We start from the raw sequence: 18,427 nt of genomic DNA on the forward strand, positions 1-18,427 counted from the left end.
AGGGGGAATTTGAATGATTAGCACAGACACCGCAAAGCCGCCTTAACCGCGCGGCCCCACCAATTTCTGCATTTGGCCTAGCCCAAAAAGCAGAAAACCCGGCTTCGTTGGCCGGGCTTCTTAACCAGTCCCCTGGCAGGGACCTTTTGAATCTTCGTCTGTGGAGGACGACTTCATGCACCCAAAAAATACCACCGCGCCATCACCGGCGCAACCCATCCTTACCGCCGAGACGGGCTTCCTCGATACACCGATTGATAATCGGGGCATTCAACTGCTCGCCGTTGCGCCTGGTACGAACGCCGAAGACGCACTGCGGGCAGCTCGCACGCTTTCCTCGGGTTTGAGCCAGCTTTGCCACCACCTGCACGACAGCCTGAACTTGGGCGAGTCGGCGTATTGCGATGGCGCGGCGACTCTCGCGTTTCTGGGCGAGACAGTCCACGCGCTGATCTGGTCGGTAGAGAAGAGCGTTGCCCACGCAGCTGCCGGCGGGGTGAGCAATGACTAATCAGCCCACAACGATTGCACATCCTTTCGCTTCCAGTGGCGCCAGCGAGGTCTTTGAGGCGGTGGCGGGCGTTCCACTTCACGAGTCCTTGGATGCTGCCACTGATCGCCTGGAAGCGGTTCTTGCTGGTCTGCGCGACCTAATGACTGAACCGACCGTTTCCAACCAAGCCACCTTGATTTACTTCGCCGCCGACGCAGCGCTCGCGCTTTGTTATGCCGCCCATGCCGGTGTCGCTCCGGAGCAGAGAGGTGCCGCATGAGCATGGACGAACTTGAAACCATCGCCCAGGACGCTACCTTCCAGGTTCAGTGCGCCGTGTGCCAGATCGACTGGCTGCGCAGCGTTTTACATTTGCTTGAGGATCGCCTCAAGACCGCAGGTGATAAGCACGGCGCCAACATGGCGAACCTGGCAATTTACAACGCCGATGACTGGCACAACGCCTTGGATGGCCAGCGGGAGACCCTGGAGGAGCGCATCGATTCGGCATGCTCCGCGCCACAAAAACCTGCCCCTGCAAAACGTGGCGCGGGAGGTGCGGCATGAACCTGGTCACCACCGCCTCCGACGCCATGGACACCATCGAACTGCTGGCGCTGGTCAATGACGCTCGAGCCGAGTTCGGTGAGCCCACTGTAAGGCGAAACGTTTTTGTCGAGCGCTGTAAGGATGAGCTTGAAGGCGAGCACTACAAAACTTTTGTAGTGCAAAATTTGAACAATACCCAGTCCGAAGAACTTCGCCTCACCGCCGACCAATGCAAGTTGGTTGCTATGCGTGAGTCGAAGGGGGTGCGTCGGCGCGTCCTGGCTCGACTGAACGAACTGGAAGGCCAGGCCCGCCGACCTATGACCCAGGCCGAGTTGATCGCAGCTAGCGCGAACCAGCTTGTGGCAATCGAGCGCCAGCAGGCCGAGCAGCAGCTGGCGCTGGAGCGTGTCGAGGATCGCACCGCCAGGCTTGAGCAAATCCGCTACCTCGATTCGGTGCCCAGTGGCTTCGAGACCATCACCACGATCCGCGACCGCATCAATCGCCGTCACGGCCTGCCGGCCTGGGTGGTGAATGCTGTGATGCGGGAGGTTTCCTGTGCTCCGCTGCCGTACGCCTTTGTCCGCAGTCGCCACGCTGATGAAGGCGGGCAGCCCTTCGCTATCTGGCCCAGGCCAGCCGTCACCCAGAGGTTCGACCGGTTCGTGACCGAGTGCGCCTACGAGACCGCGGAGCGCGCTACCCACCCCGAAATCCCCCAGGGACGGTTCAAGATTCATCCGAGGCAGCAGCCATGAAGAAACCAACTAAGCAGCAACTAATCGAGCGCATTGCCGAGCTGGCTGTTGAGCACCGCCACGCCCATTACGCGGTCACCTGCCTGCGAGAAGACTACAAGGGCGAGGTGTTTCGCTACTTCCGGGTTCATGGCGAGCCGTACCCGAACCGTCACGGCATCGACTATTCCGATCCTGCCTACGACGGCGTCATCCGCGCGACCGCCCAAAGCTATGAGCGTATGAGCCAGGCCAAGCAGCATCGGTACAACGTCAAGCGGCGTCTCGACACGGCTGTGCGAAACCTGATGGACAACACCGGCGACCAACTGAAGCGTCCGGCCCCGGCAGTTGTGAAGCGCGCCACGCTGAGCGGGGAGACCCTGCAATGACCACGACCCCGAACCCCGCCCAGGCGCTCCCACAAAGCGTGGGCGCAGCGATCATCAGCGGCCCTTGGCCAAGCTATGCCGCATTCCGAAATCTACCAGAGCGCGAGCGCTGGGTGCTGTACGGCAGCGCGAAGGCGTATCGCGAGGCGCTGGAGCTTCAGGGATTCCAGATGGCCGAGAGCTACGACCAGTTTGTCCGTCGTGTCTGTACTGAGTTGGACCTCTGAGCCATGCATTACTACAAGTTCAACATCAAGGATTGGACGCGGGATACCGCGCACCTCTCCGTGGAAGAGGAGGGCGTCTACCGGCGCCTTCTCGACCACTACTACGAGAGCGAAAAGCCGATCCCACAAGAAACCAAGTCGGTTATTCGTCGGTTGCGATTAGCGGGCCACGAAGAATCGGTCGGGGTGATTTTGGGGGAGTTTTTCACGTTGGAATCTGACGGGTATCACCATCATCGGTGTGACGAAGAGATCGCGAAGTACCACGCGAAAGCGACTGCAAATCGTGAGAACGGGAGCCGTGGCGGGAGGCCAAAGAAACCCGTTGAAAACCCAAGTGGTTCCCAAGACGAACCCGACCATAACCTTAACCAAGAACCACTAACCATTAACCAAGAACCAGAAGATCAAGAGCAGTGCGCCGCTGGCGCGCCGCCTGGCCAGGTTGAGCCAAAGCAGGATGGCCGAAAGCGCGGTACTCGCCTGCCTGATGACTGGGTTCTATCTCCAGAACTGGCTGCATGGGCGAAAGCGGAAAGGCCGGAGCTTGATGACCGAATGGTCAAGGCGATGGCCGACTCGTTCAAAGACTTCTGGATCTCCAAGACCGGTAAGGACGCCACAAAGCTCAACTGGGATGCGACCTGGCGTAACTGGGTGCGCAACCAACGGGTCAGTGTTAATCCGCGCGCCAGCCCTGCGCAGGGCCAATCGCACCACACCGACCTCGACAAGATTGACCACACCGAAGGCCTGGTTCGCCAGCCAAACGGGACTTACCGGGTAGCAAGATCATGACCACTCCAAAAACTCTCGAGTTCAAACCTGGCCAGTGCCGTGTGCACGGCGACTTCACTGACGAACTGATCGAGTCGTTTTCCGGTGACCACTTCTGGCAGGGATGTACTCGCTGCCAGTTCGACGCGCTGCATTCTGCCGACGAAGCAGTCCGCAAGCCGGCGCAAGCTTTGCGGCGCGACTGGACGATGAATGTCAGCCTGATGGCCGCTGAAATCCCACTGCGCTTCCGCGGTGCCACCCTGGACACCTACCGCGCCGAAACCGAAGGGCAGGCCGTGGCCCTGAACGAGTGCACCGAGTACGTGAATGGCTTCGAGCGCAACTGGGAGCTGGGTCGCTCGATGCTGCTGCTGGGAAGCGTGGGCACCGGGAAGACACACCTGTGCTGCGCAATTGCCCAGCAGGTGATCCGCAGCTACGGAGCGTCAGCACGCTACACCATGGCCATCGAGATCATCCGCGACATCAAGATGACCTTCGACAAAAAGTCCGAGCAGACCGAGCGCGATGTGTATTCCTCCTTGCTGGCGCCGGACCTGCTGGTGATCGACGAGGTCGGCGTTCAGCACGGCAGCGACTTCGAGCGGCAGGTGCTGTTCGAGGTGGTCGACTCACGGTACCGGCAGCTGATGCCGACCATCGTGATCTCCAACCTGGGCCTAGCTGGCCTGCGCAAGTGCCTGGGAGACCGTGCTGTCGACCGACTGACTGATGCTGGCGGGCCTGCTGTCCTGTTCACCTGGGCTTCGGCGCGAGGTGAAGCATGAGCGAACTGGTAATGGGCTACCCCGAGGCCGAGCACGGTGTGCTGGGGGCGATCATGCTAGCGTCTCTCGATGGCAACGCCGCGCTTGTGGATGACATCGTGAGCCAGATGACCAGTGCCGATTTCCTCTACGACGACCACGCGGCCCTGTTCGACGTGATTCGTGATTGTCTGGAGCGTGGGCTGCCGGTTGATGCGGTGACGGTCGGTGATGTGCAGCGCACTCTGCCGAGCGGGCAGGGCACCCTGGCATTCGCAGTGGACCTCTGCCGCAACGTGCCCTCGGTGGCCAACGCGATGGCCTACGCAAAGCAGGTCAAGCAGTGGGCGGTGATTCGCCAGGTGGTCGATATCGGCCATTCCGCGAAGGCTGCCGTAGCAAGCGGCCTGGTGCCGGACGAGATCATCGCGCAGGCCCAGCAGTCCATCGCTGACTTGCGTGACCTGCAGGGCTCGGGCAAGGCCGGGTACAAGCGCATGGCCGAGGTGTTGCCCAAGGTGTTCGATGGGATGCAGGAAGTGCTGGATGACCGCGCTCCACCGAAGCTCTCGACCGGCCTGGTCGACCTGGACAAGCTGATCGGCTTCCTTCGCCCCAAGAGCATGGTGGTGATCGCCGGCCGCCCAGGCAGCGGCAAGACCATGCTCGGCCTGCAGATCGTCAACCACATCGCTATCCGTGGCGCTGGCGTGGGTCTGATCTTCAGCCTGGAGATGGACGAGAAGGAGTTGACCGTCCGCACCATCGCTTCCCAGGGCGGGATCGACCTGCGCCGGATGGAGGAGGTCAAGAGCCTGGATGAGGACGAATGGCAGCGCATTGGGACGGCCGGCAGCAAGATCGAGTCTGCTCAGCTGTACCTGAACGACACGCCCGGCTTGACCATGAGCGCTATCCGGTCAGATGCCAGGCGGCTTCAACGCGAGCAGGGCCTCGACATCCTGATGATCGACTACCTGGGCCTGGTGGGCACCGAAGGCAAGAACCAGAGCCGTACCGACGCTGTGGCCAAGATATCCATTGCCCTGAAGAACTTGGCCAAGGAACTGAGCGTTCCGGTGCTGGTGCTGGCGCAGCTCAACCGAAACCCGGCGAGCCGCCCCGGCAAGAAGCCACAAGCCAGCGACCTGCGCGACTCCGGCCAGATCGAACAGGACGCCGACGCCGTGATCCTGGTCCACCACGACCCAGAGTCGGAAGCGGGTGAGCAGGGTGTCACCGAGCTGATCCTCGACAAGGGGCGCCAGGCCCCGCAGGGCTCGTGCCTAGTCCAGCGCCAAGGGCAGTACGCCCGCTTCGTCAACTTCGCCGGCAACCGCCTCCCGCCTGACGACGAGGTCGAGATGGGCCGCGTCGTGAATTTCTCCAAACACCGTAAGGGGAGCAAGCACCATGAAACTTTCTGATCTGTGGCCAGGCCACAAGCCGCCAGCCCGCAATCCTGCAAACCCGGTTGTCTCGGTGACTGTGACCAAGCGAGCCGGCGCCGACCAGCCTGTTGCCACTGGCAATGCCCCGAAACTCGCAGAAGCGCATCCACGGCTTGTGGGGCCCCGCGAGCTGCCGGAAACCCTTGAGGCCTGCGAAGCCCTGCACGAGCAGCTGGTGAGTGACGCAATTCGGCTGGAGCTGGCGCTGAGCCAGGCGCAAGAGGGCGCTGTTCAGGGGCGTCCATACGACCGCAGCTGGTACAACCGAGCAAAGGCTGCGCTCAAGCACATCAACCATGACCGCACCCGCCTGCTGTACCGATGCGGCCAGTTGCGCAAGGAGGCCAAGGCGCACGCCCAGCAGAACATGGACCGGGTCATCCTCGATGTGATCAAGGAGTCGCTGCCCGCCGACCAGTTCTTGGGCTATGTGCGAATTGCCGAGGCCCGTGTGGCCCAAGGAGTCGCTCGATGAGCAACGTAACTGCGGCGCTGCCGCGCAAAAGCCTGACCGCCGTTGAGCGCAAGTTCCTCTCAGTCGGAAACCGCATGCTGCTGGACCTACCCAACGGCCGCCTGGCCTCGGCAGCCTTGATGGATATCGTGACTGACTGGCACGCTGCCCGAGCCAACAAGGGGTTCGAAGAGTTCGCGAAGGACTGGATCATCGAGGGCAACGCCAAGAACAAACACGCCCACAAGCTCCTGTGCGAGCTGTTCGGCCTGGATACCGACCCAACGCCCCGGAGGGCTGCATGAAGAAACGAACCTACGCGGACAAGGCGCTGGGCGATACCGAGTACATGCTCGAGCAGTGGGGCTGGTGGCGAATGTGTGAGATGGGAGTGCCACGTTACGTGTCGCCTCTCTACGCACTCATGCGCGACAACGTTCCCAGTGAAGGTGGCATTCGCCAGCATGTGATCACTGACGACCTTGCGCTGATCATCGACGGCGCTGTGGCCAGGCTGACGAAGCGCAATCAGCAGATGGGGGATTTCGTGTGGGCTTACTACGGATCGAAGCACCCAGCCATGCGTGTTGGGAGGGAAGCGGGCATGTCTGAGCGCAAGGCGCGGGAGATCATCAAGGCCGGCGTTGCATGGATCGACTGCGCCCTCGAAGAAATTCGAGAGGCTGCATAAATAGCTCTATGCGGGCGGATAAACACCTGTTTTCATAGCAGCGTGTCCAGCTTGCAACGTTACGCGACACAGACAAACCCCGGCCATCGTGTCGGGGTTTTGTGTTTTTGAGGGGCTTCGATTCAGGTAGCCCTCCAGAAAAAGCATTTTTCTTGTATGAGGGAACGATTTGATAGCGCTATGATTCTGATAGGTTGCTACTCAATAATATGGAAGACCGTGAGTATGAAAAACGTTCTCGCCGTTGTGGCGCTTTCCCTTTTCGCTGCGTCCGCCGGAGCGGCTGAGCTATCCGGAGCGCTTGGCGCGACAGGCCAAGGTGGTCTTACAGCGCGCGTCGGCATTGGCTTTAACTGGGACAAAAGCTGGTTTGAATCCAGTACTGGCCGTCTCACCGGTTATTGGGATGCTGGCTACACCTACTGGGAAGCAGGCGATGCTTCAGGTGGGGCTCACTCGCTGTCCTTCGCTCCTGTGTTCGTCTATGAGTTCGGCAGTGGGAATGTGAAGCCCTTCATCGAGGCGGGTATCGGCGTGGCCGTGTTCTCAGGCACTTCGGCAGGCGATCAGGATTTTGGCTCTGCTTTCAACTTCGAAGACCGTATTGGTGCGGGTCTCAAGATTGGCGAGACACAGAAAGTAGGCATCCGAGCGATTCACTACTCCAACGCTGGTATCAAGCAGCCGAACGACGGCATTGAGTCGTACTCTCTCTTCTACAGTCACCAGATTTAACCATTTTCTGCGTTGCTCCCCTTGCCCGCCCTGTGTGGGCTTTTTTATGCGGATGACACGCTCAGGCAGCTGGGCTAAGTCGGTAGTGGCGTCGATCAAAGCCGTGCGCTCCCTGATCGGCTACGCGATGAGAGTCTGGGGTACGTGACCCAGCGAGCCAGACCAACAAGCCGGGTAAGCACCGGCCCTCCGCACCCATTCCAAGCCTCGCACCAGCTGGGGCTTTTTCGTATCTGGAGGATGCATGGAAAAGCTACAGCTCGACGTTGAGGTTGAGGGCGCCGCTGACTTCCTGCGCCCTCTGGCTGAAACGCTCAGGTCACTTGAACATTTTCCCGAGCTGCCGCTGCAGGTCTTTCGTGACCTTGTCGCCCACAGCCTTCATGAGCTTCCCGTAAGTCTCGACAGCACCGCATTTGCCGCAGGTGACCTTCGAGTTGTCGTTCGGCCTAGCCGGAACCTCGAACTTGTCACTGCCGCACTTGGCGCACTTGAGGGTTACCTTCATCGTTTTTCGCTCCGTGGAACGTCTTGTGTGGAAGCTCGACGATAGCACGGGGCCACCTTTTCACGTATCCAAGGGCTCGCCATAACGGCGGGCCTTTTCTTTTTCTGCTTCCCGCAAGGGAGGAACCCGGATGTCCAACATGCCAGACAAACCAGACACCTGGGCGGTTGCCCTCGCATGGTTGAGCCAGCATTCGCCCCTGCTATACGCGGCCGGTCTGTCCTGCGCCATGGCTGTACTGCGCATCACCTATGGTGGTGGCACTCGCCGGCAGATGCTGGTGGAGGGCGCCATCTGTGGCGGCCTGACCCTCACAATCATCAGCGGCTTCGAGTTCTTCGGCCTGCCACAGAGCATGGCTGCCTTTGTTGGTGGGTGGGTTGGCCTCCTTGGAGTGGAGAAGGTTCGCGCGATTGCTGATCGCGTTACCGACTTCAAGCTGCCTAGCCGAAAACCCGAGTAATCCGCGCCACAAAATCAGAGAGCGCCGTTTCGTGGCGCGAGGAATCACCATGGAAAAGAAACCCCTGATCCTTGGGCGGGAGCTTGGCCAGACCGTCTGCCAAGTGCTTGGGCTGGACCCATCGAAAGTCACATCCATCACCATTCGCATGGAGCCCAACACCGCTGCTTGCGTGGAGGTGGTCAACACCATCAGTCAGGCCGAAGGCGAGAATATCGCAGGCGCCTTGGAGGTCTACGGACTGACCCGGCGTGGCATGTGATGGCCTGCAGCGGATGCGCCTCCCGGCGCGAGTGGATCAACAAGTGGACAAAGGTGGCGTATGAGCGAGCAGCAAACCTATTCGCAACAAATCGAGAAGCTGAGCCCGAAGAAGGGCGACCTGCTGGTGATCAGCGTTCCGTTCCCGATCAAGGCCGAGGTTCGCGAGCGACTGACTCAACACCTGGCAGGGACAGCTGATCGACTCAAGTGTGAGCTGATCGTGCTTGAGGCGGGCATCACCGCCCAGCTGCAACCAAGCGTCAGCGACCTACTGGCTGAGCAGCAGAAGCAGACCGCGCTTCTGGAGCAGATCGCAACCCAGAACCTGGCGCTGATTGAGGCGCTGGCGGACGACGACGATGTTGATCCGGACGCTGAGCCAGGCACCTACCTGGATGGCACGCCATGCCGCTGAGGCCACAGCGCCCATGCAGAGCCCAGGGTTGTCGGTCCCTGCACCGCAATGCCAATGGCTACTGCGACAGCCATGCAAAGGTGGCGGCAGAGCAGGCTAAGGCCTGGGCTACACGCAAGGGCTCAGGTCGTGGCGGCCGGCCATGGCGTCGGCTGCGTGACCGCATCCTCAAGCGTGATCAGTACCTGTGCCGGTGCGACGACTGCACCAGGCTGGAAAGGATTCGCGAGGCAGATGAAGTTGACCACATCGTCGCGCTGGCCCACGGCGGCACGGACGATGACAGCAACCTCAGGGCCATCAACCACGACTGCCACAAGGTGAAGACCCAGCGAGAGTCAATAGGGGGTGTACGTGGCGGCTGAAACACGTCAAAACCCCGATTTCTGCGCGTTTTTAGGGCAAAAAACGCCCTGAGGGGGTGGGGCACCCTCAAAGTCTGGGCCTTTTAGCTCGGACACCGCGCCCTCAGCTTTTTTTCCACTTCCGCAAAATTCAGGTTTTCAAAATGGCCCGACCGCGCAAGCCGACGAACGTGCTTGAGCTGACCGGTGCGTTCAAGAAAGACCCCCAGCGTCGCCGTGAGGATGCCGAACCGGTGGGTGAGCTGACCGCACCGCCGGCTCACATCAATGGAGCAGTGCTCCACGCCTGGAAGGAGATTGCAAAGTACGCCCCGCGGGACGTGTTGACCAACTCCGACCGACTCAGCCTGGAACTGGCCGCCAACCTACTGGCCCAGTTCCGCAACGACCCCCTCGATTTCCCTGCCGCCAAGCTAGTGCGCCTGGAAGCCATGCTCGGCAAGTTCGGCATGACGCCGGCTGACCGGTCGAAGGTGGGCGGGGGTAAAAAAGACGCGCCGAAGGGCAATGCATTCGCGGAGCTGTAATGGCCAAGGTGAAATTTCCGCTGATGAAGGCGGCCGAAAAGTACGGCAAGGATGTCGTCGCCGGGAAGATCCTCGTCTGCAAATGGATCCAACTGCTGGCCCAGCGTCACCTCGACGACCTGGCTGCCTCCAAGCGCAAGGACTTTCCGTACAAATTCGATCCAGCCAAGGCGGAGAAAGTCGCCAAGTTCCTGCAGCTTCTGCCGCACACCAAGGGTAAATGGGGTGGCAAGAAGCAGCTGATCAAGCTGGAGCCCTGGCAACTTTTCTCGGTTTGCGTGCCGTTCGGCTGGGTTCGCAAGAAGGATGGCACCCGGCGTTACCGGACGATCCTGGTGTTCGTACCCAGAAAGAACGGCAAGTCCATCATCGGCGGCGGTGTTGGCCTCTACATGTTCGTTGCCGACGGAGAGTTCGGTGCCGAGGTCTACTCAGGCGCGACCACGGAGAAGCAGGCCTGGGAAGTGTTCAGGCCGGCGAAACTGATGGTTGAACGGACTGACGACCTGCGAGAGCACTACGGCGTCGACGTGAATGCTTCCAACATGGTCGTCCTGGCCGACGGGTCCCGCTTTGAGCCGGTCATTGGCAAACCAGGCGACGGTTCTTCACCGTCCTGCTCGGTGGTGGACGAGTACCACGAACACCAAGATTCGACGCTCTACGACACCATGGAAACCGGCATGGGCGCTCGGGAGCAGCCCATCATGCTGGTCATTACCACGGCAGGCTCCAGCATCGGCGGGCCTTGCCACCAGCTGATCCGCGACTCCGAGCGGATGCTGGAAGGTGTCATTGAGCGTCCGGATCTATGGCCGGCCCTCTACACCATCGACCATGGCGACGACTGGACCAGCGAGATCGCGCTACGCAAGGCGAATCCGAACTTCGGCATTTCAGTCGGCGAGGATTTCCTGCTGGCTCGCCAGCGTGACGCGATGCAGTCGGCAACCAAGCAGGCCACCTTCCGCACCAAACACCTGAACGAGTGGGTAGGCGCCAAGAATGCCTGGCTCAACATGCTGCGCTGGAAAGAGGCTCCGGCCAGGAAGAGCCTCGCAGAACTGGAGGGCCGCCCTTGCTACGGCAGTCTCGACCTGGCGAGCAAGATTGACATTGCTGCGAACCTTCTGATCTTCCCGCCTCATGGCGACGACCCATTCTGGCATATCCATGCCAGGTACTATCTGCCCGAAGCGCGAGTGCTCGAGGAGCTGGACAGCAATACCGCGCGGTACCGCGAGTTCGATGCTCTCGGCCTGCTGACCCTGACAGACGGCGAGGTCACCGACTTCGAAGTCATCAAGGAGGACATGCGCGAGTTTGCCGGTCGCTTCGATATCCGGGCCTACGCCTACGACCCTTGGCAGGCAACGCAGCTAGCCCAGGAAATGGACGCCGAGGGATTGCCGATGGTAGAGCTGCGTCAGACGGTGCAGAACCTGAGCGAGCCCATGAAAGAGGTTGAAGCCCTGGTTCTGCAGCGGAAGCTGGCTCACGGTGACTGCCCGGTGCTGACCTGGATGGCCTCGAACGTCGTGGCGAAGCTGGACGTGAAGGACAACATCTACCCCAACAAGGAGCGCCCGGAGAACAAGATCGACGGCATGGTGAGTTTGATCACCGGCTGCGCCGTGGCCATCAAGCTCGGCATCGACGACTCCGGCCACTTCGATGACTTTCTTGCCAGCCCGATCGTGGTTGGCTAACGGGACACCCTATGAAAACTGGCCTGATCATCTTTCTGGTGCTTGCCGCCGGCGGCTTGCTGCTGGGCGTTGCTGGTGTATACGTGCTGGCCGGCCTGGGTTACGCGCTGCTGGCCGCTGCCGGTTCGCTACTGGTCGCCGCGGGCTTCATTCGCAAGGGGCTGATCGGTGGCTAAATCACTCACGCAGATCCTCGGCCAGGCCTTGGTGAAGTCGGCCGAGCCGGGAGTGGCATCGAGCCTAGCCGGCTGGGCTGGCCGCAAGATTGGCCTGACCGACGCCGCGTTCTGGAACACCTTCTACGGTACCGACTCGGCATCGGGGAAGGTGGTCAGCCAGCAGACGGCGCTCCAGCTCTCGACGGTGTGGGCTTGCGTGCGGCTGATCGCTGAGACCATCGCAACGCTGCCGATTGCCTTGTACGAGGACAAGAACGGCGCGCCGGTGGTGGCCAGCTCTCACCCGGTCAATTTCGTCATCAGCCAGCAGCCGAACGCCGACCAAACCCCCGTGGAGTTCTGGGAGAACGTCATGGCGAGCCTGCTGCTCCAGGGGAACGCCTTCTGCGAGCCTCACCAGAGCGGCCGGACGCTGACCAGCCTGGAATTTCTACTGCCGCAGAACATGTCGCCGCCGCGGCGCCTGGCGGACGGCTCCATCGAGTACCGCTACACCGACAACTTCGGCAAGCCTCACACGCTGACCGAGGATCAGATGGTGCACGTGCGAGCCTTCGGCATGGACCCGCTTTGCGGCCTGTCGCCGCTGGCCTACGGGCGGCAGGTGCTGGGCTCAGCCATGGCTGCTGATGAGTCGGCGGCCAAGATGTTTGCCAACGGCATGAAGCTGGGCGGCGTCCTGTCCACCGACCAGATCCTCAAGCCGGACCAGCGGAAGGATATCCGCGAGGACATGATTAAGCAGTTCTCCGGCGCCACGAACCACGGCAAGACCATGGTCCTCGAGGCTGGCATGAAGTACCAACAGGTCTCCATGACGCCGGAAGATGCCCAGATGCTGCAGACCAGGGCGTTCAACGTCGAGGAGATTTGCCGCTGGTTCCGGGTGCCGCCGTGGATGGTCGGGCATACGCAGAACTCCACCAGCTGGGGCACTGGCATGGAGCAGCAGATGATCGGCTTCCTATCGTTCACCCTGCTTCCCTGGATCAAGCGCATTGAAATGTGCGCCAACCGGCGCCTACTGCGACCGGATGAGCGCCGCCGCTTCTACGTGAAGTTCAACCCGGAAGGGCTGCTGCGCATGGATAGCGCGGCGCGGGCGGCCTTCTACAGCTCGATGACGCAGAACGGGATCTACACCCGAGACGACTGCCGGCGCAAAGAGAACCTGCCGCCTGAAGGTGGCAACGCGGCAAAGCTCACCGTGCAATCCAACATGCTGCCGATCGACAAGCTGGGCGAAGACCCCGGCGGCGCCAACCAGGCCAAGGCGGCGCTGCTCGACTGGCTCAACGACCAGCCAAGAGGTAATACCCCATGAGACACAAGGATCGACTGGCGGCGGTCAAGTACCGCTCCTTCGACTATGACGTGAAGGCTGTCGGCGACGACGGCCTTTTTTCTGGCTACGGCTCGGTGTTCGGCGTGGTCGACAGCTACAACGAGGTGGTCGCGCCTGGCGCCTTCCTTGAGTCGATCGAGGAAGCCAAGGCCAAGTCGCGAACCTTCCCGGTCCTTTGGCAGCACCGAACCGGCGAGCCCATCGGTAGTTGGGATATCAGCAGCCTGAAGGAGGACGAACGCGGCCTGTTCGGCGACGGCGAGCTTTGGCTGGCTGATGCGCCGTACGCCCGGATCGCCTATCGAGGCATGCAGACCCGATCGATCACCGGCCTGTCCATCGGCTATTACGTCCGCGATTCGAAGTTCGACGAGAAGACCCGAATCCGAACGCTGACCAAGCTGGACCTGATCGAGATCTCCATCGTCACCGTGCCCGCCAACGACGAGGCGCGCACCGACACCATCAAGTCGAAGCTGGCCCATGGCGGCCTGCCATCGATGCCCGAATTTGAGTTGCTCCTGCGCGAGGCAGGCTTCTCGAAGACTCAGTCCGCGGTGATTGCCAACCGTGGCCTGCAGCACCTGCTCCGGAGCGAGTCCGAGGGCGACCTGGCAGCAATTGAAATCGCTGAGGCGCTCAAGTCGCGCCCGGCTCTTTCCCTCCCTTCGTTTTGAGGAATCACCATGCATAACGCCATGAGCAACCAGGCTCGCTCCGAACGTCGCCAGTTCCAGCGCAAAGAGCACGCCGACGACAAGATCCAGCTGAAAGCGGTCAACGACCTTCTCGACGAGCGCGATCAGGAGATCAAAGCTTTCGCCACCAAGGCGGCTGCCGAGATCAAAGAGCACGGCACCATCCTGACCGAAACCAAAACCATCCTCGATGGACTGGTGAAGGATGGCCTGGGCCTGCAGGATCGCCTGCAGGAGATTGAGCAGAAGATGGCTCGTCGCTTCTCCGCCAATGACCCGGTCGACTTCAAGTCTGCGGGCGAGGAACTGACCGAGTGTGACGACTTCAAGTCGCTGCAAACTCGAGGTCGCGGCATCGTCCGAGTCGGCCGGAAGGCCGTTACCAACATCACCAGCTCTACCACTGGTACCGGCGGCGTCGGCGCGGCAATCCAGCCGACCCGCGTTCCTGGCATCGTGGTTGGCCCGGAGCGCGAGTTCACCATTCGCGACCTGATCATGCCGGGTCGTACTGGCTCGAACGCAGTCGAGTTCGTGCAGGAGGCTGGCTTCCAGAACATGGCAGCGTCTCAGGCGGGCGAGGGTGCGGCCAAGGCTCAGTCCGATCTCTCGTTCGGTTTGAAGACCACCAACGTGGTCACCATTGCCCACTGGTTCCGCGCTTCCAAGCAGGTGCTGTCGGACATCCCGCTCCTGCAGAGCTATATCAACGGCCGTGCAATCTACGGCCTGAAGTACAAGGAAGAGGAGCAGCTGCTGGCCGGCGACGGCACCGGGCAGAACCTCCTGGGCCTGATCCCGCAGGCCACCGCCTTCAACGAGGCGCTGCGCAAGACCGGCGACACCAAGATCGACACCCTGCGTCGAGCGATCTTGCAGGTGCGCGTTGCGGAGTACCGCGCTTCGGCCATCGCCCTCAACCCGGTGGACTGGGCCGACATCGAGCTGACCAAGGACGCCAACGGCTCCTACATCTGGGTGAACGTCCAAGAGGGTGGCGTCCAGCGCCTGTGGAAGCTGCCGGTGGTGGACAGCAATGCCGTACCAGAAGGTGAGTTCCTGGTCGGCGCAATGAACATCGCGGCTCAGGTGTTCGACCGGGAGGAAGCCGCCGTTGAGGTATCCACCGAGGACGGTGACAACTTCCGCACCAACATGGTCACCATCCGCGCCGAGGAGCGCCTGGCCCTGGCGGTGTATCGCCCCGAGTCGTTCGTGCACGGCGAATTCGAAGCCACCCCGTAACCAGCTCAGGAGCGCGCTCGGGAAACCGGGCGTGACCGCACATGCCAGACGTCAAAGTCAAAACCATCAAGGGTTTCAACAACGGTGGCGAGTACGTCAAGCGCAACCGAGAAATTACCGTCGACGAGCTGCGTGCTCGTGACTTGCTGCGCAACGGCCTGATCGAGGAGTACGACGTGAAGAAAGCCGAGGAACCAGAGAACAAGAAGGCGCCGGAGCCGGTCAACAAGGGCGGCAAGGGAGCGGCCACCAAGCCCAAGGAGTGATCCATGTCCGTGATCGCCATCGACCTGGCCATGCACCATCTGCTGGCTGAACCTGAAGACCAGGTGCTGGTCCAGGCGCAGCTTGATGCCGCGGAAGAGGCTGCCATGCAGTTCCTCAACCGCCGCTTCTACCTCGACCAGGTGACGCTCGACGAATCCCGCGCCGGCGTGTCGGCCGCCCTGCAGCAAGCCAAGGACGCGAACGCCGCGGCGGTCGCCGCAGCTGAGACCGAGCAGGACCACGCTCTGCGCTGCCGACTGCTCGACCATGCCCGCCAGGTTCTGGCCGATGCGTATGACCAGGCAGACGCCATTGCCTACGGCATAGTGCTCAATCCTTCTATCCAGGCGGCCTGCCTGCTGAAGCTGGGCCATTTGTTTGCCAACCGCGAGGATGTCGTGACCGGGACCATCGCTACCGAGCTTCCGGTGGCGTCGCAGCACCTGCTGATGCCATATCGCATCCGGATGGGTGTGTGATGCAGGCCGGCAAGCTCCGGCACCGCATCGACATTCAGGAGCTGAAAGCGGTGCGTGACCCGGTGACCCTGGAGTTCGGGGAGCCAGAATGGGTCACTCGCTGGGAGAAGTGCCCAGCCAGGGTCGAAGATCTGTCGGCCAGAGACTTCATTGCCGCCCAGGCCGGCCAGGCGCAGGCCACGAGTCGGATGGTTATCCGATACCGGCCTGGCGTCCTACCCACCATGCGCATCCTGTACCGGGGTGAGGTGTATAGCATCGTTGGCCCGCCGCTGGGCGACGCTAATTCTGGCCTCGACTACCTGACGATGTTGGTCGAGAAGGGGGTGAGGGATGGCTGATGGGGTCGAGTTCAGCATCACCGGCCTGGATACCCTGCTCGGGAAGCTGGAGTCGGTCAGCTATGACGTTCGGCGCAAGGGTGGCCGGGCTGCACTTCGAAAGGCTGCCCAGGTCGTGGTGCAGAAGGCCAAGGAAGGCGCCGAGCGCATCGATGACAAGGCCACTGGCCGCTCAATCGCAGACAACATCGCCTTGCGCTGGAACGGCAAGCTTTTCAAGCAGACAGGCGACCTGGGCTTTCGCATCGGCGTGCTGCACGGCGCCGTGCTCAAGGATGGCGGTGACCTCAGTCCTAACTCGCCGACGCCTCACTGGCGCCTGATCGAGTTCGGTACTGAGAAGATGGCCGCGGCTCCGTTCATGCGACCAGCCCTCGCCAACAGCATCAGCGAAGTCACCAGTACCTTCGTCACCGAGTACGAGAAAGCAATCGACCGCGCCATCCGGCGCGCTGCGAAGAAGGCGGCATTCTCATGACACCACCCATTGAACTCGTTTGCGCAGCAGATCCCGGCGTCACGGCGCTGCTCGGCAGTGGCGTTGACCTGCGCATGTACCCATTCGGCGAGGCGCCCGAAAGCGTGGCCAAGCCCTATGCGGTATGGCAGCTGGTGAATGGCAGCCCAGAGAACTACCTGGCCGGCCGCCCTGATGCCGATGGCTTCACGCTGCAAGTCGACGCGTATGGCACCACTAGCAAGTCAGTGCGTCAGGTGCGCGATGCGATTCGCGATGCAATTGAATTGCGCGCCTACGTCACCCGCTGGGGGGGCGAAACTCGCGACCCCGCTACCAAGAACTACCGAGCCAGCTTCGACGTGGACTGGATGGTCCCGCGGTAGAGCTGCAACAAACCCCAATAGCCCGCCCAGTGCGGGTTTTCTTTTGCCCGCAATTGGAGAGACCCATGGCGATTCTCGCTCAAGGCACCCAGATCTATGCCCTGGCGCCCAAGTTAGGTAACCCATCCCAGTTTGAAGTCATGGAAGTGGAGTGCGCGACCGCTTTCAACCCGGGCGGTAACCCTGCTGACCAAGTCGAGGTTACCTGCCTCAGCGACCGTGTTCGCAAGTACCTGCGCGGTCTGCGAACCCCTGGCCAGGCTTCACTGACCCTGAACGTCGACCCGCGTAACGCCTCTCACGTGCGCCTCCACCAAATCTCGGAGGATGATTCGATCGAGAGCATCCGCTGGGTTGTAGGTTGGTCGGACGGCACCGACATTGCACCGACCGTAGGCGTTGCCGGCGCGCTGGCTGCGATCGAGTTGACGAATGGCGGTACTGGCTACACCTCGGCCCCGACCGTCGCGTTCTCGGGGGGTGGAGGCACTGGCGCCGCAGCAACCGCGATTATCGAGGATGGCAAGGTGGTCGGCTTCAACATCACCAATGCCGGTTCCGGCTACACCAGCGCGCCGAGCATCACCCTGACCGGTGGTGCAGGTTCCGGCGCGGCGGCCTCCGCAGTCCTGGGCGATGCAGATGATTTCGTCCTGCCCCCGACCCGCACCTGGTTCCTGTTCGACGGCTACGTCTCCGACTTCCCGTTCGACTTCGCGGCCAACGCGGCGGTTACCACCGCGGCGACCATTCAACGTTCGGGCGGCTCTGCCTGGATCCGTAAAACCACTAACGCCTGAGGCAAGTGATGAAGCTGACGCTCGATTCGTTGAAGAAAACCGGCTCGTTCACTGGCCGGCCCGTGGCAAAGGAAATCACTTGGCGGCAAGGCGACGAGACCTTTACCGCGACGGTGTATGTGCGTCCGTTGGGCTACCAGGCAGCGGTGAGCGATGTTCTGGCGGCTGGCGGCAAGCAAGACAACATTGCCGGCCGCATCGCCGCGGCCATCTGCGACGAGGAAGGCAACACTGTCTTCACCGTGCTGGACATCACCCATGGGCCGCTTGATCCGGTGGAGCTCGCCAAGGATCCAGATAGCACCAAGCGCCTGGGCGCCTTGGACGGCAATCTCACTGTCGCTCTGATGGTGGCGATCAATGAGGTGACCAACATGGGAAAGACACCGAACTCAGCGACCTCGACGAGTTCTGGCACGAGTTAGTCCTCTGTGGCGTCGGGGGCAGGACCATCGCCGAGGCGAAAGAGCGGATCAGCATCCACGAGTTTCGCTCATGGATGAAGTACCGCAGCCGCCGCGGCTCCCTGCACTTGGGAATGCGCTTCGAGCGTGGCACGGCTCTGTTGGCCACGCTTTACGCGAACACCCACACAAAGGACGGCGGCTACACCGTTTACGACTTTATGCCTCACGAGTCCGCGCCTGCGCTGACGCTCGAGGAGGCCATGAAGACATGGGCGTAGTCGAACTCTGAGCCA

Annotated in this window: 32 protein-coding genes and 1 pseudogene; 32 read left to right on the top strand and 1 reads right to left on the bottom strand. The window is 61.5% G+C overall.

The annotated features are described in order from the left end of the window. Window positions 1–175: 175 nt before the first annotated feature. The 13 genes from ACK1VC_RS02370 to ACK1VC_RS02430 all read left to right on the top strand — a co-directional run bounded on the left by ACK1VC_RS02370 (window position 176) and on the right by ACK1VC_RS02430 (window position 7,279). Window positions 176–511 (top strand): hypothetical protein, encoded by a 336-nt coding sequence (locus ACK1VC_RS02370; RefSeq protein ID WP_232877356.1) that lies wholly within the window; start codon window positions 176–178, stop codon window positions 509–511. Then, on the top strand, window positions 504–773 hold the full coding sequence (locus ACK1VC_RS02375; RefSeq protein WP_232877355.1) for a hypothetical protein: 270 nt from the start codon (window positions 504–506) through the stop codon (window positions 771–773). Before ACK1VC_RS02370 ends, ACK1VC_RS02375 begins: the two co-directional genes overlap by 8 nt. Further along, window positions 770–1,060, top strand: coding sequence for a hypothetical protein (locus ACK1VC_RS02380; protein ID WP_232877354.1), 291 nt, complete (start codon window positions 770–772; stop codon window positions 1,058–1,060). Before ACK1VC_RS02375 ends, ACK1VC_RS02380 begins: the two co-directional genes overlap by 4 nt. After that, on the top strand, window positions 1,057–1,803 hold the full coding sequence (locus tag ACK1VC_RS02385) for a phage antirepressor (protein WP_232877353.1): 747 nt from the start codon (window positions 1,057–1,059) through the stop codon (window positions 1,801–1,803). Before ACK1VC_RS02380 ends, ACK1VC_RS02385 begins: the two co-directional genes overlap by 4 nt. Continuing rightward, the gene (locus ACK1VC_RS02390) at window positions 1,800–2,174 is read left to right on the top strand and encodes a hypothetical protein (RefSeq protein ID WP_182369808.1); all 375 of its coding nucleotides are present in this window, start codon (window positions 1,800–1,802) and stop codon (window positions 2,172–2,174) included. The genes ACK1VC_RS02385 and ACK1VC_RS02390 overlap by 4 nt, the downstream gene beginning before the upstream one ends. Continuing rightward, window positions 2,171–2,401, top strand: coding sequence for a hypothetical protein (locus ACK1VC_RS02395; RefSeq protein ID WP_182369809.1), 231 nt, complete (start codon window positions 2,171–2,173; stop codon window positions 2,399–2,401). The genes ACK1VC_RS02390 and ACK1VC_RS02395 overlap by 4 nt, the downstream gene beginning before the upstream one ends. 3 nt (window positions 2,402–2,404) lie before the next feature. Continuing rightward, window positions 2,405–3,199, top strand: a complete 795-nt coding sequence (locus ACK1VC_RS02400; RefSeq protein WP_182369810.1) for a YdaU family protein — start codon at window positions 2,405–2,407, stop codon at window positions 3,197–3,199. Further along, complete coding sequence (locus ACK1VC_RS02405) at window positions 3,196–3,969, top strand: ATP-binding protein (RefSeq protein ID WP_306579609.1); 774 nt, start codon at window positions 3,196–3,198, stop codon at window positions 3,967–3,969. The genes ACK1VC_RS02400 and ACK1VC_RS02405 overlap by 4 nt, the downstream gene beginning before the upstream one ends. Then, complete coding sequence (locus tag ACK1VC_RS02410; protein WP_306579610.1) at window positions 3,966–5,375, top strand: replicative DNA helicase; 1,410 nt, start codon at window positions 3,966–3,968, stop codon at window positions 5,373–5,375. Before ACK1VC_RS02405 ends, ACK1VC_RS02410 begins: the two co-directional genes overlap by 4 nt. Further along, window positions 5,362–5,874 carry a hypothetical protein gene (locus ACK1VC_RS02415; protein WP_182408840.1) on the top strand — a complete coding sequence of 171 codons (513 nt, stop codon included), beginning with the start codon at window positions 5,362–5,364 and terminating at the stop codon, window positions 5,872–5,874. The genes ACK1VC_RS02410 and ACK1VC_RS02415 overlap by 14 nt, the downstream gene beginning before the upstream one ends. Further along, window positions 5,871–6,158 carry a hypothetical protein gene (locus tag ACK1VC_RS02420; RefSeq protein WP_110678119.1) on the top strand — a complete coding sequence of 96 codons (288 nt, stop codon included), beginning with the start codon at window positions 5,871–5,873 and terminating at the stop codon, window positions 6,156–6,158. The genes ACK1VC_RS02415 and ACK1VC_RS02420 overlap by 4 nt, the downstream gene beginning before the upstream one ends. Then, entirely contained in the window at window positions 6,155–6,544 is a 390-nt protein-coding gene (locus ACK1VC_RS02425) for an antiterminator Q family protein (protein ID WP_064314520.1), read from the top strand. The genes ACK1VC_RS02420 and ACK1VC_RS02425 overlap by 4 nt, the downstream gene beginning before the upstream one ends. A gap of 225 nt (window positions 6,545–6,769) precedes the next feature. Next, window positions 6,770–7,279: an acyloxyacyl hydrolase gene (locus ACK1VC_RS02430; RefSeq protein WP_012313238.1), complete on the top strand. Its 510-nt coding sequence runs from the start codon at window positions 6,770–6,772 to the stop codon at window positions 7,277–7,279. A 319-nt stretch (window positions 7,280–7,598) separates the two neighbouring features. Here ACK1VC_RS02430 and ACK1VC_RS02435 read toward each other — a convergent pair whose 3' ends face one another. Beyond that, a complete protein-coding gene (locus ACK1VC_RS02435; protein WP_012313239.1) occupies window positions 7,599–7,787 on the bottom strand; it encodes an ECs_2282 family putative zinc-binding protein in 189 nt (62 codons plus the stop codon). Window positions 7,788–7,917: 130 nt separating this feature from the next. On the opposite strand from ACK1VC_RS02435, the gene ACK1VC_RS02440 reads away from it, so the two are divergent. From ACK1VC_RS02440 to ACK1VC_RS02530, 19 genes and pseudogenes are all read left to right on the top strand, one after another. After that, window positions 7,918–8,250: a phage holin, lambda family gene (locus ACK1VC_RS02440; protein ID WP_016489221.1), complete on the top strand. Its 333-nt coding sequence runs from the start codon at window positions 7,918–7,920 to the stop codon at window positions 8,248–8,250. A 49-nt stretch (window positions 8,251–8,299) separates the two neighbouring features. Then, a complete protein-coding gene (locus ACK1VC_RS02445; protein ID WP_024718000.1) occupies window positions 8,300–8,512 on the top strand; it encodes a hypothetical protein in 213 nt (70 codons plus the stop codon). Window positions 8,513–8,572: 60 nt separating this feature from the next. Further along, window positions 8,573–8,929 carry a hypothetical protein gene (locus tag ACK1VC_RS02450; RefSeq protein WP_033735144.1) on the top strand — a complete coding sequence of 119 codons (357 nt, stop codon included), beginning with the start codon at window positions 8,573–8,575 and terminating at the stop codon, window positions 8,927–8,929. Then, a complete protein-coding gene (locus tag ACK1VC_RS02455) occupies window positions 8,920–9,294 on the top strand; it encodes an HNH endonuclease (protein WP_024718003.1) in 375 nt (124 codons plus the stop codon). Before ACK1VC_RS02450 ends, ACK1VC_RS02455 begins: the two co-directional genes overlap by 10 nt. 143 nt (window positions 9,295–9,437) lie before the next feature. After that, complete coding sequence (locus tag ACK1VC_RS02460) at window positions 9,438–9,821, top strand: phage terminase small subunit (protein ID WP_010952646.1); 384 nt, start codon at window positions 9,438–9,440, stop codon at window positions 9,819–9,821. Next, on the top strand, window positions 9,821–11,530 hold the full coding sequence (locus tag ACK1VC_RS02465) for a terminase large subunit (RefSeq protein ID WP_080683642.1): 1,710 nt from the start codon (window positions 9,821–9,823) through the stop codon (window positions 11,528–11,530). The genes ACK1VC_RS02460 and ACK1VC_RS02465 overlap by 1 nt, the downstream gene beginning before the upstream one ends. An 11-nt stretch (window positions 11,531–11,541) precedes the next feature. Next, on the top strand, window positions 11,542–11,706 hold the full coding sequence (locus ACK1VC_RS02470) for a hypothetical protein (protein ID WP_010952648.1): 165 nt from the start codon (window positions 11,542–11,544) through the stop codon (window positions 11,704–11,706). Next, window positions 11,699–13,033, top strand: coding sequence for a phage portal protein (locus tag ACK1VC_RS02475; protein WP_024718005.1), 1,335 nt, complete (start codon window positions 11,699–11,701; stop codon window positions 13,031–13,033). Before ACK1VC_RS02470 ends, ACK1VC_RS02475 begins: the two co-directional genes overlap by 8 nt. Beyond that, the gene (locus tag ACK1VC_RS02480) at window positions 13,030–13,731 is read left to right on the top strand and encodes an HK97 family phage prohead protease (protein ID WP_449117824.1); all 702 of its coding nucleotides are present in this window, start codon (window positions 13,030–13,032) and stop codon (window positions 13,729–13,731) included. The genes ACK1VC_RS02475 and ACK1VC_RS02480 overlap by 4 nt, the downstream gene beginning before the upstream one ends. Window positions 13,732–13,740: 9 nt before the next feature. Continuing rightward, a complete protein-coding gene (locus ACK1VC_RS02485; protein WP_449117825.1) occupies window positions 13,741–14,997 on the top strand; it encodes a phage major capsid protein in 1,257 nt (418 codons plus the stop codon). 41 nt (window positions 14,998–15,038) lie between these two features. Next, window positions 15,039–15,263: a hypothetical protein gene (locus tag ACK1VC_RS02490; RefSeq protein WP_449117826.1), complete on the top strand. Its 225-nt coding sequence runs from the start codon at window positions 15,039–15,041 to the stop codon at window positions 15,261–15,263. A 3-nt stretch (window positions 15,264–15,266) separates the two neighbouring features. Next, a complete protein-coding gene (locus ACK1VC_RS02495) occupies window positions 15,267–15,743 on the top strand; it encodes a head-tail connector protein (RefSeq protein WP_449117827.1) in 477 nt (158 codons plus the stop codon). Next, window positions 15,743–16,084, top strand: a complete 342-nt coding sequence (locus ACK1VC_RS02500; RefSeq protein ID WP_449117828.1) for a phage head closure protein — start codon at window positions 15,743–15,745, stop codon at window positions 16,082–16,084. Before ACK1VC_RS02495 ends, ACK1VC_RS02500 begins: the two co-directional genes overlap by 1 nt. After that, window positions 16,077–16,562 carry an HK97-gp10 family putative phage morphogenesis protein gene (locus ACK1VC_RS02505; protein WP_449117829.1) on the top strand — a complete coding sequence of 162 codons (486 nt, stop codon included), beginning with the start codon at window positions 16,077–16,079 and terminating at the stop codon, window positions 16,560–16,562. Before ACK1VC_RS02500 ends, ACK1VC_RS02505 begins: the two co-directional genes overlap by 8 nt. Continuing rightward, window positions 16,559–16,927 (top strand): DUF3168 domain-containing protein, encoded by a 369-nt coding sequence (locus ACK1VC_RS02510; RefSeq protein WP_449117830.1) that lies wholly within the window; start codon window positions 16,559–16,561, stop codon window positions 16,925–16,927. Before ACK1VC_RS02505 ends, ACK1VC_RS02510 begins: the two co-directional genes overlap by 4 nt. A gap of 65 nt (window positions 16,928–16,992) precedes the next feature. After that, window positions 16,993–17,295: pseudogene (locus ACK1VC_RS02515) on the top strand (phage tail tube protein); the annotation flags it as partial. Between the two features lie 159 nt (window positions 17,296–17,454). Further along, window positions 17,455–17,727, top strand: a complete 273-nt coding sequence (locus ACK1VC_RS02520) for a phage tail tube protein (protein ID WP_258036314.1) — start codon at window positions 17,455–17,457, stop codon at window positions 17,725–17,727. Between the two features lie 8 nt (window positions 17,728–17,735). Next, window positions 17,736–18,152, top strand: a complete 417-nt coding sequence (locus ACK1VC_RS02525; protein WP_441211968.1) for a phage tail assembly chaperone family protein, TAC — start codon at window positions 17,736–17,738, stop codon at window positions 18,150–18,152. 53 nt (window positions 18,153–18,205) lie between these two features. Next, a complete protein-coding gene (locus ACK1VC_RS02530; RefSeq protein WP_425356069.1) occupies window positions 18,206–18,412 on the top strand; it encodes a phage tail assembly protein T in 207 nt (68 codons plus the stop codon). Window positions 18,413–18,427: the final 15 nt, after the last annotated feature.

This window comes from Pseudomonas sp. XP2 (assembly GCF_053557975.1).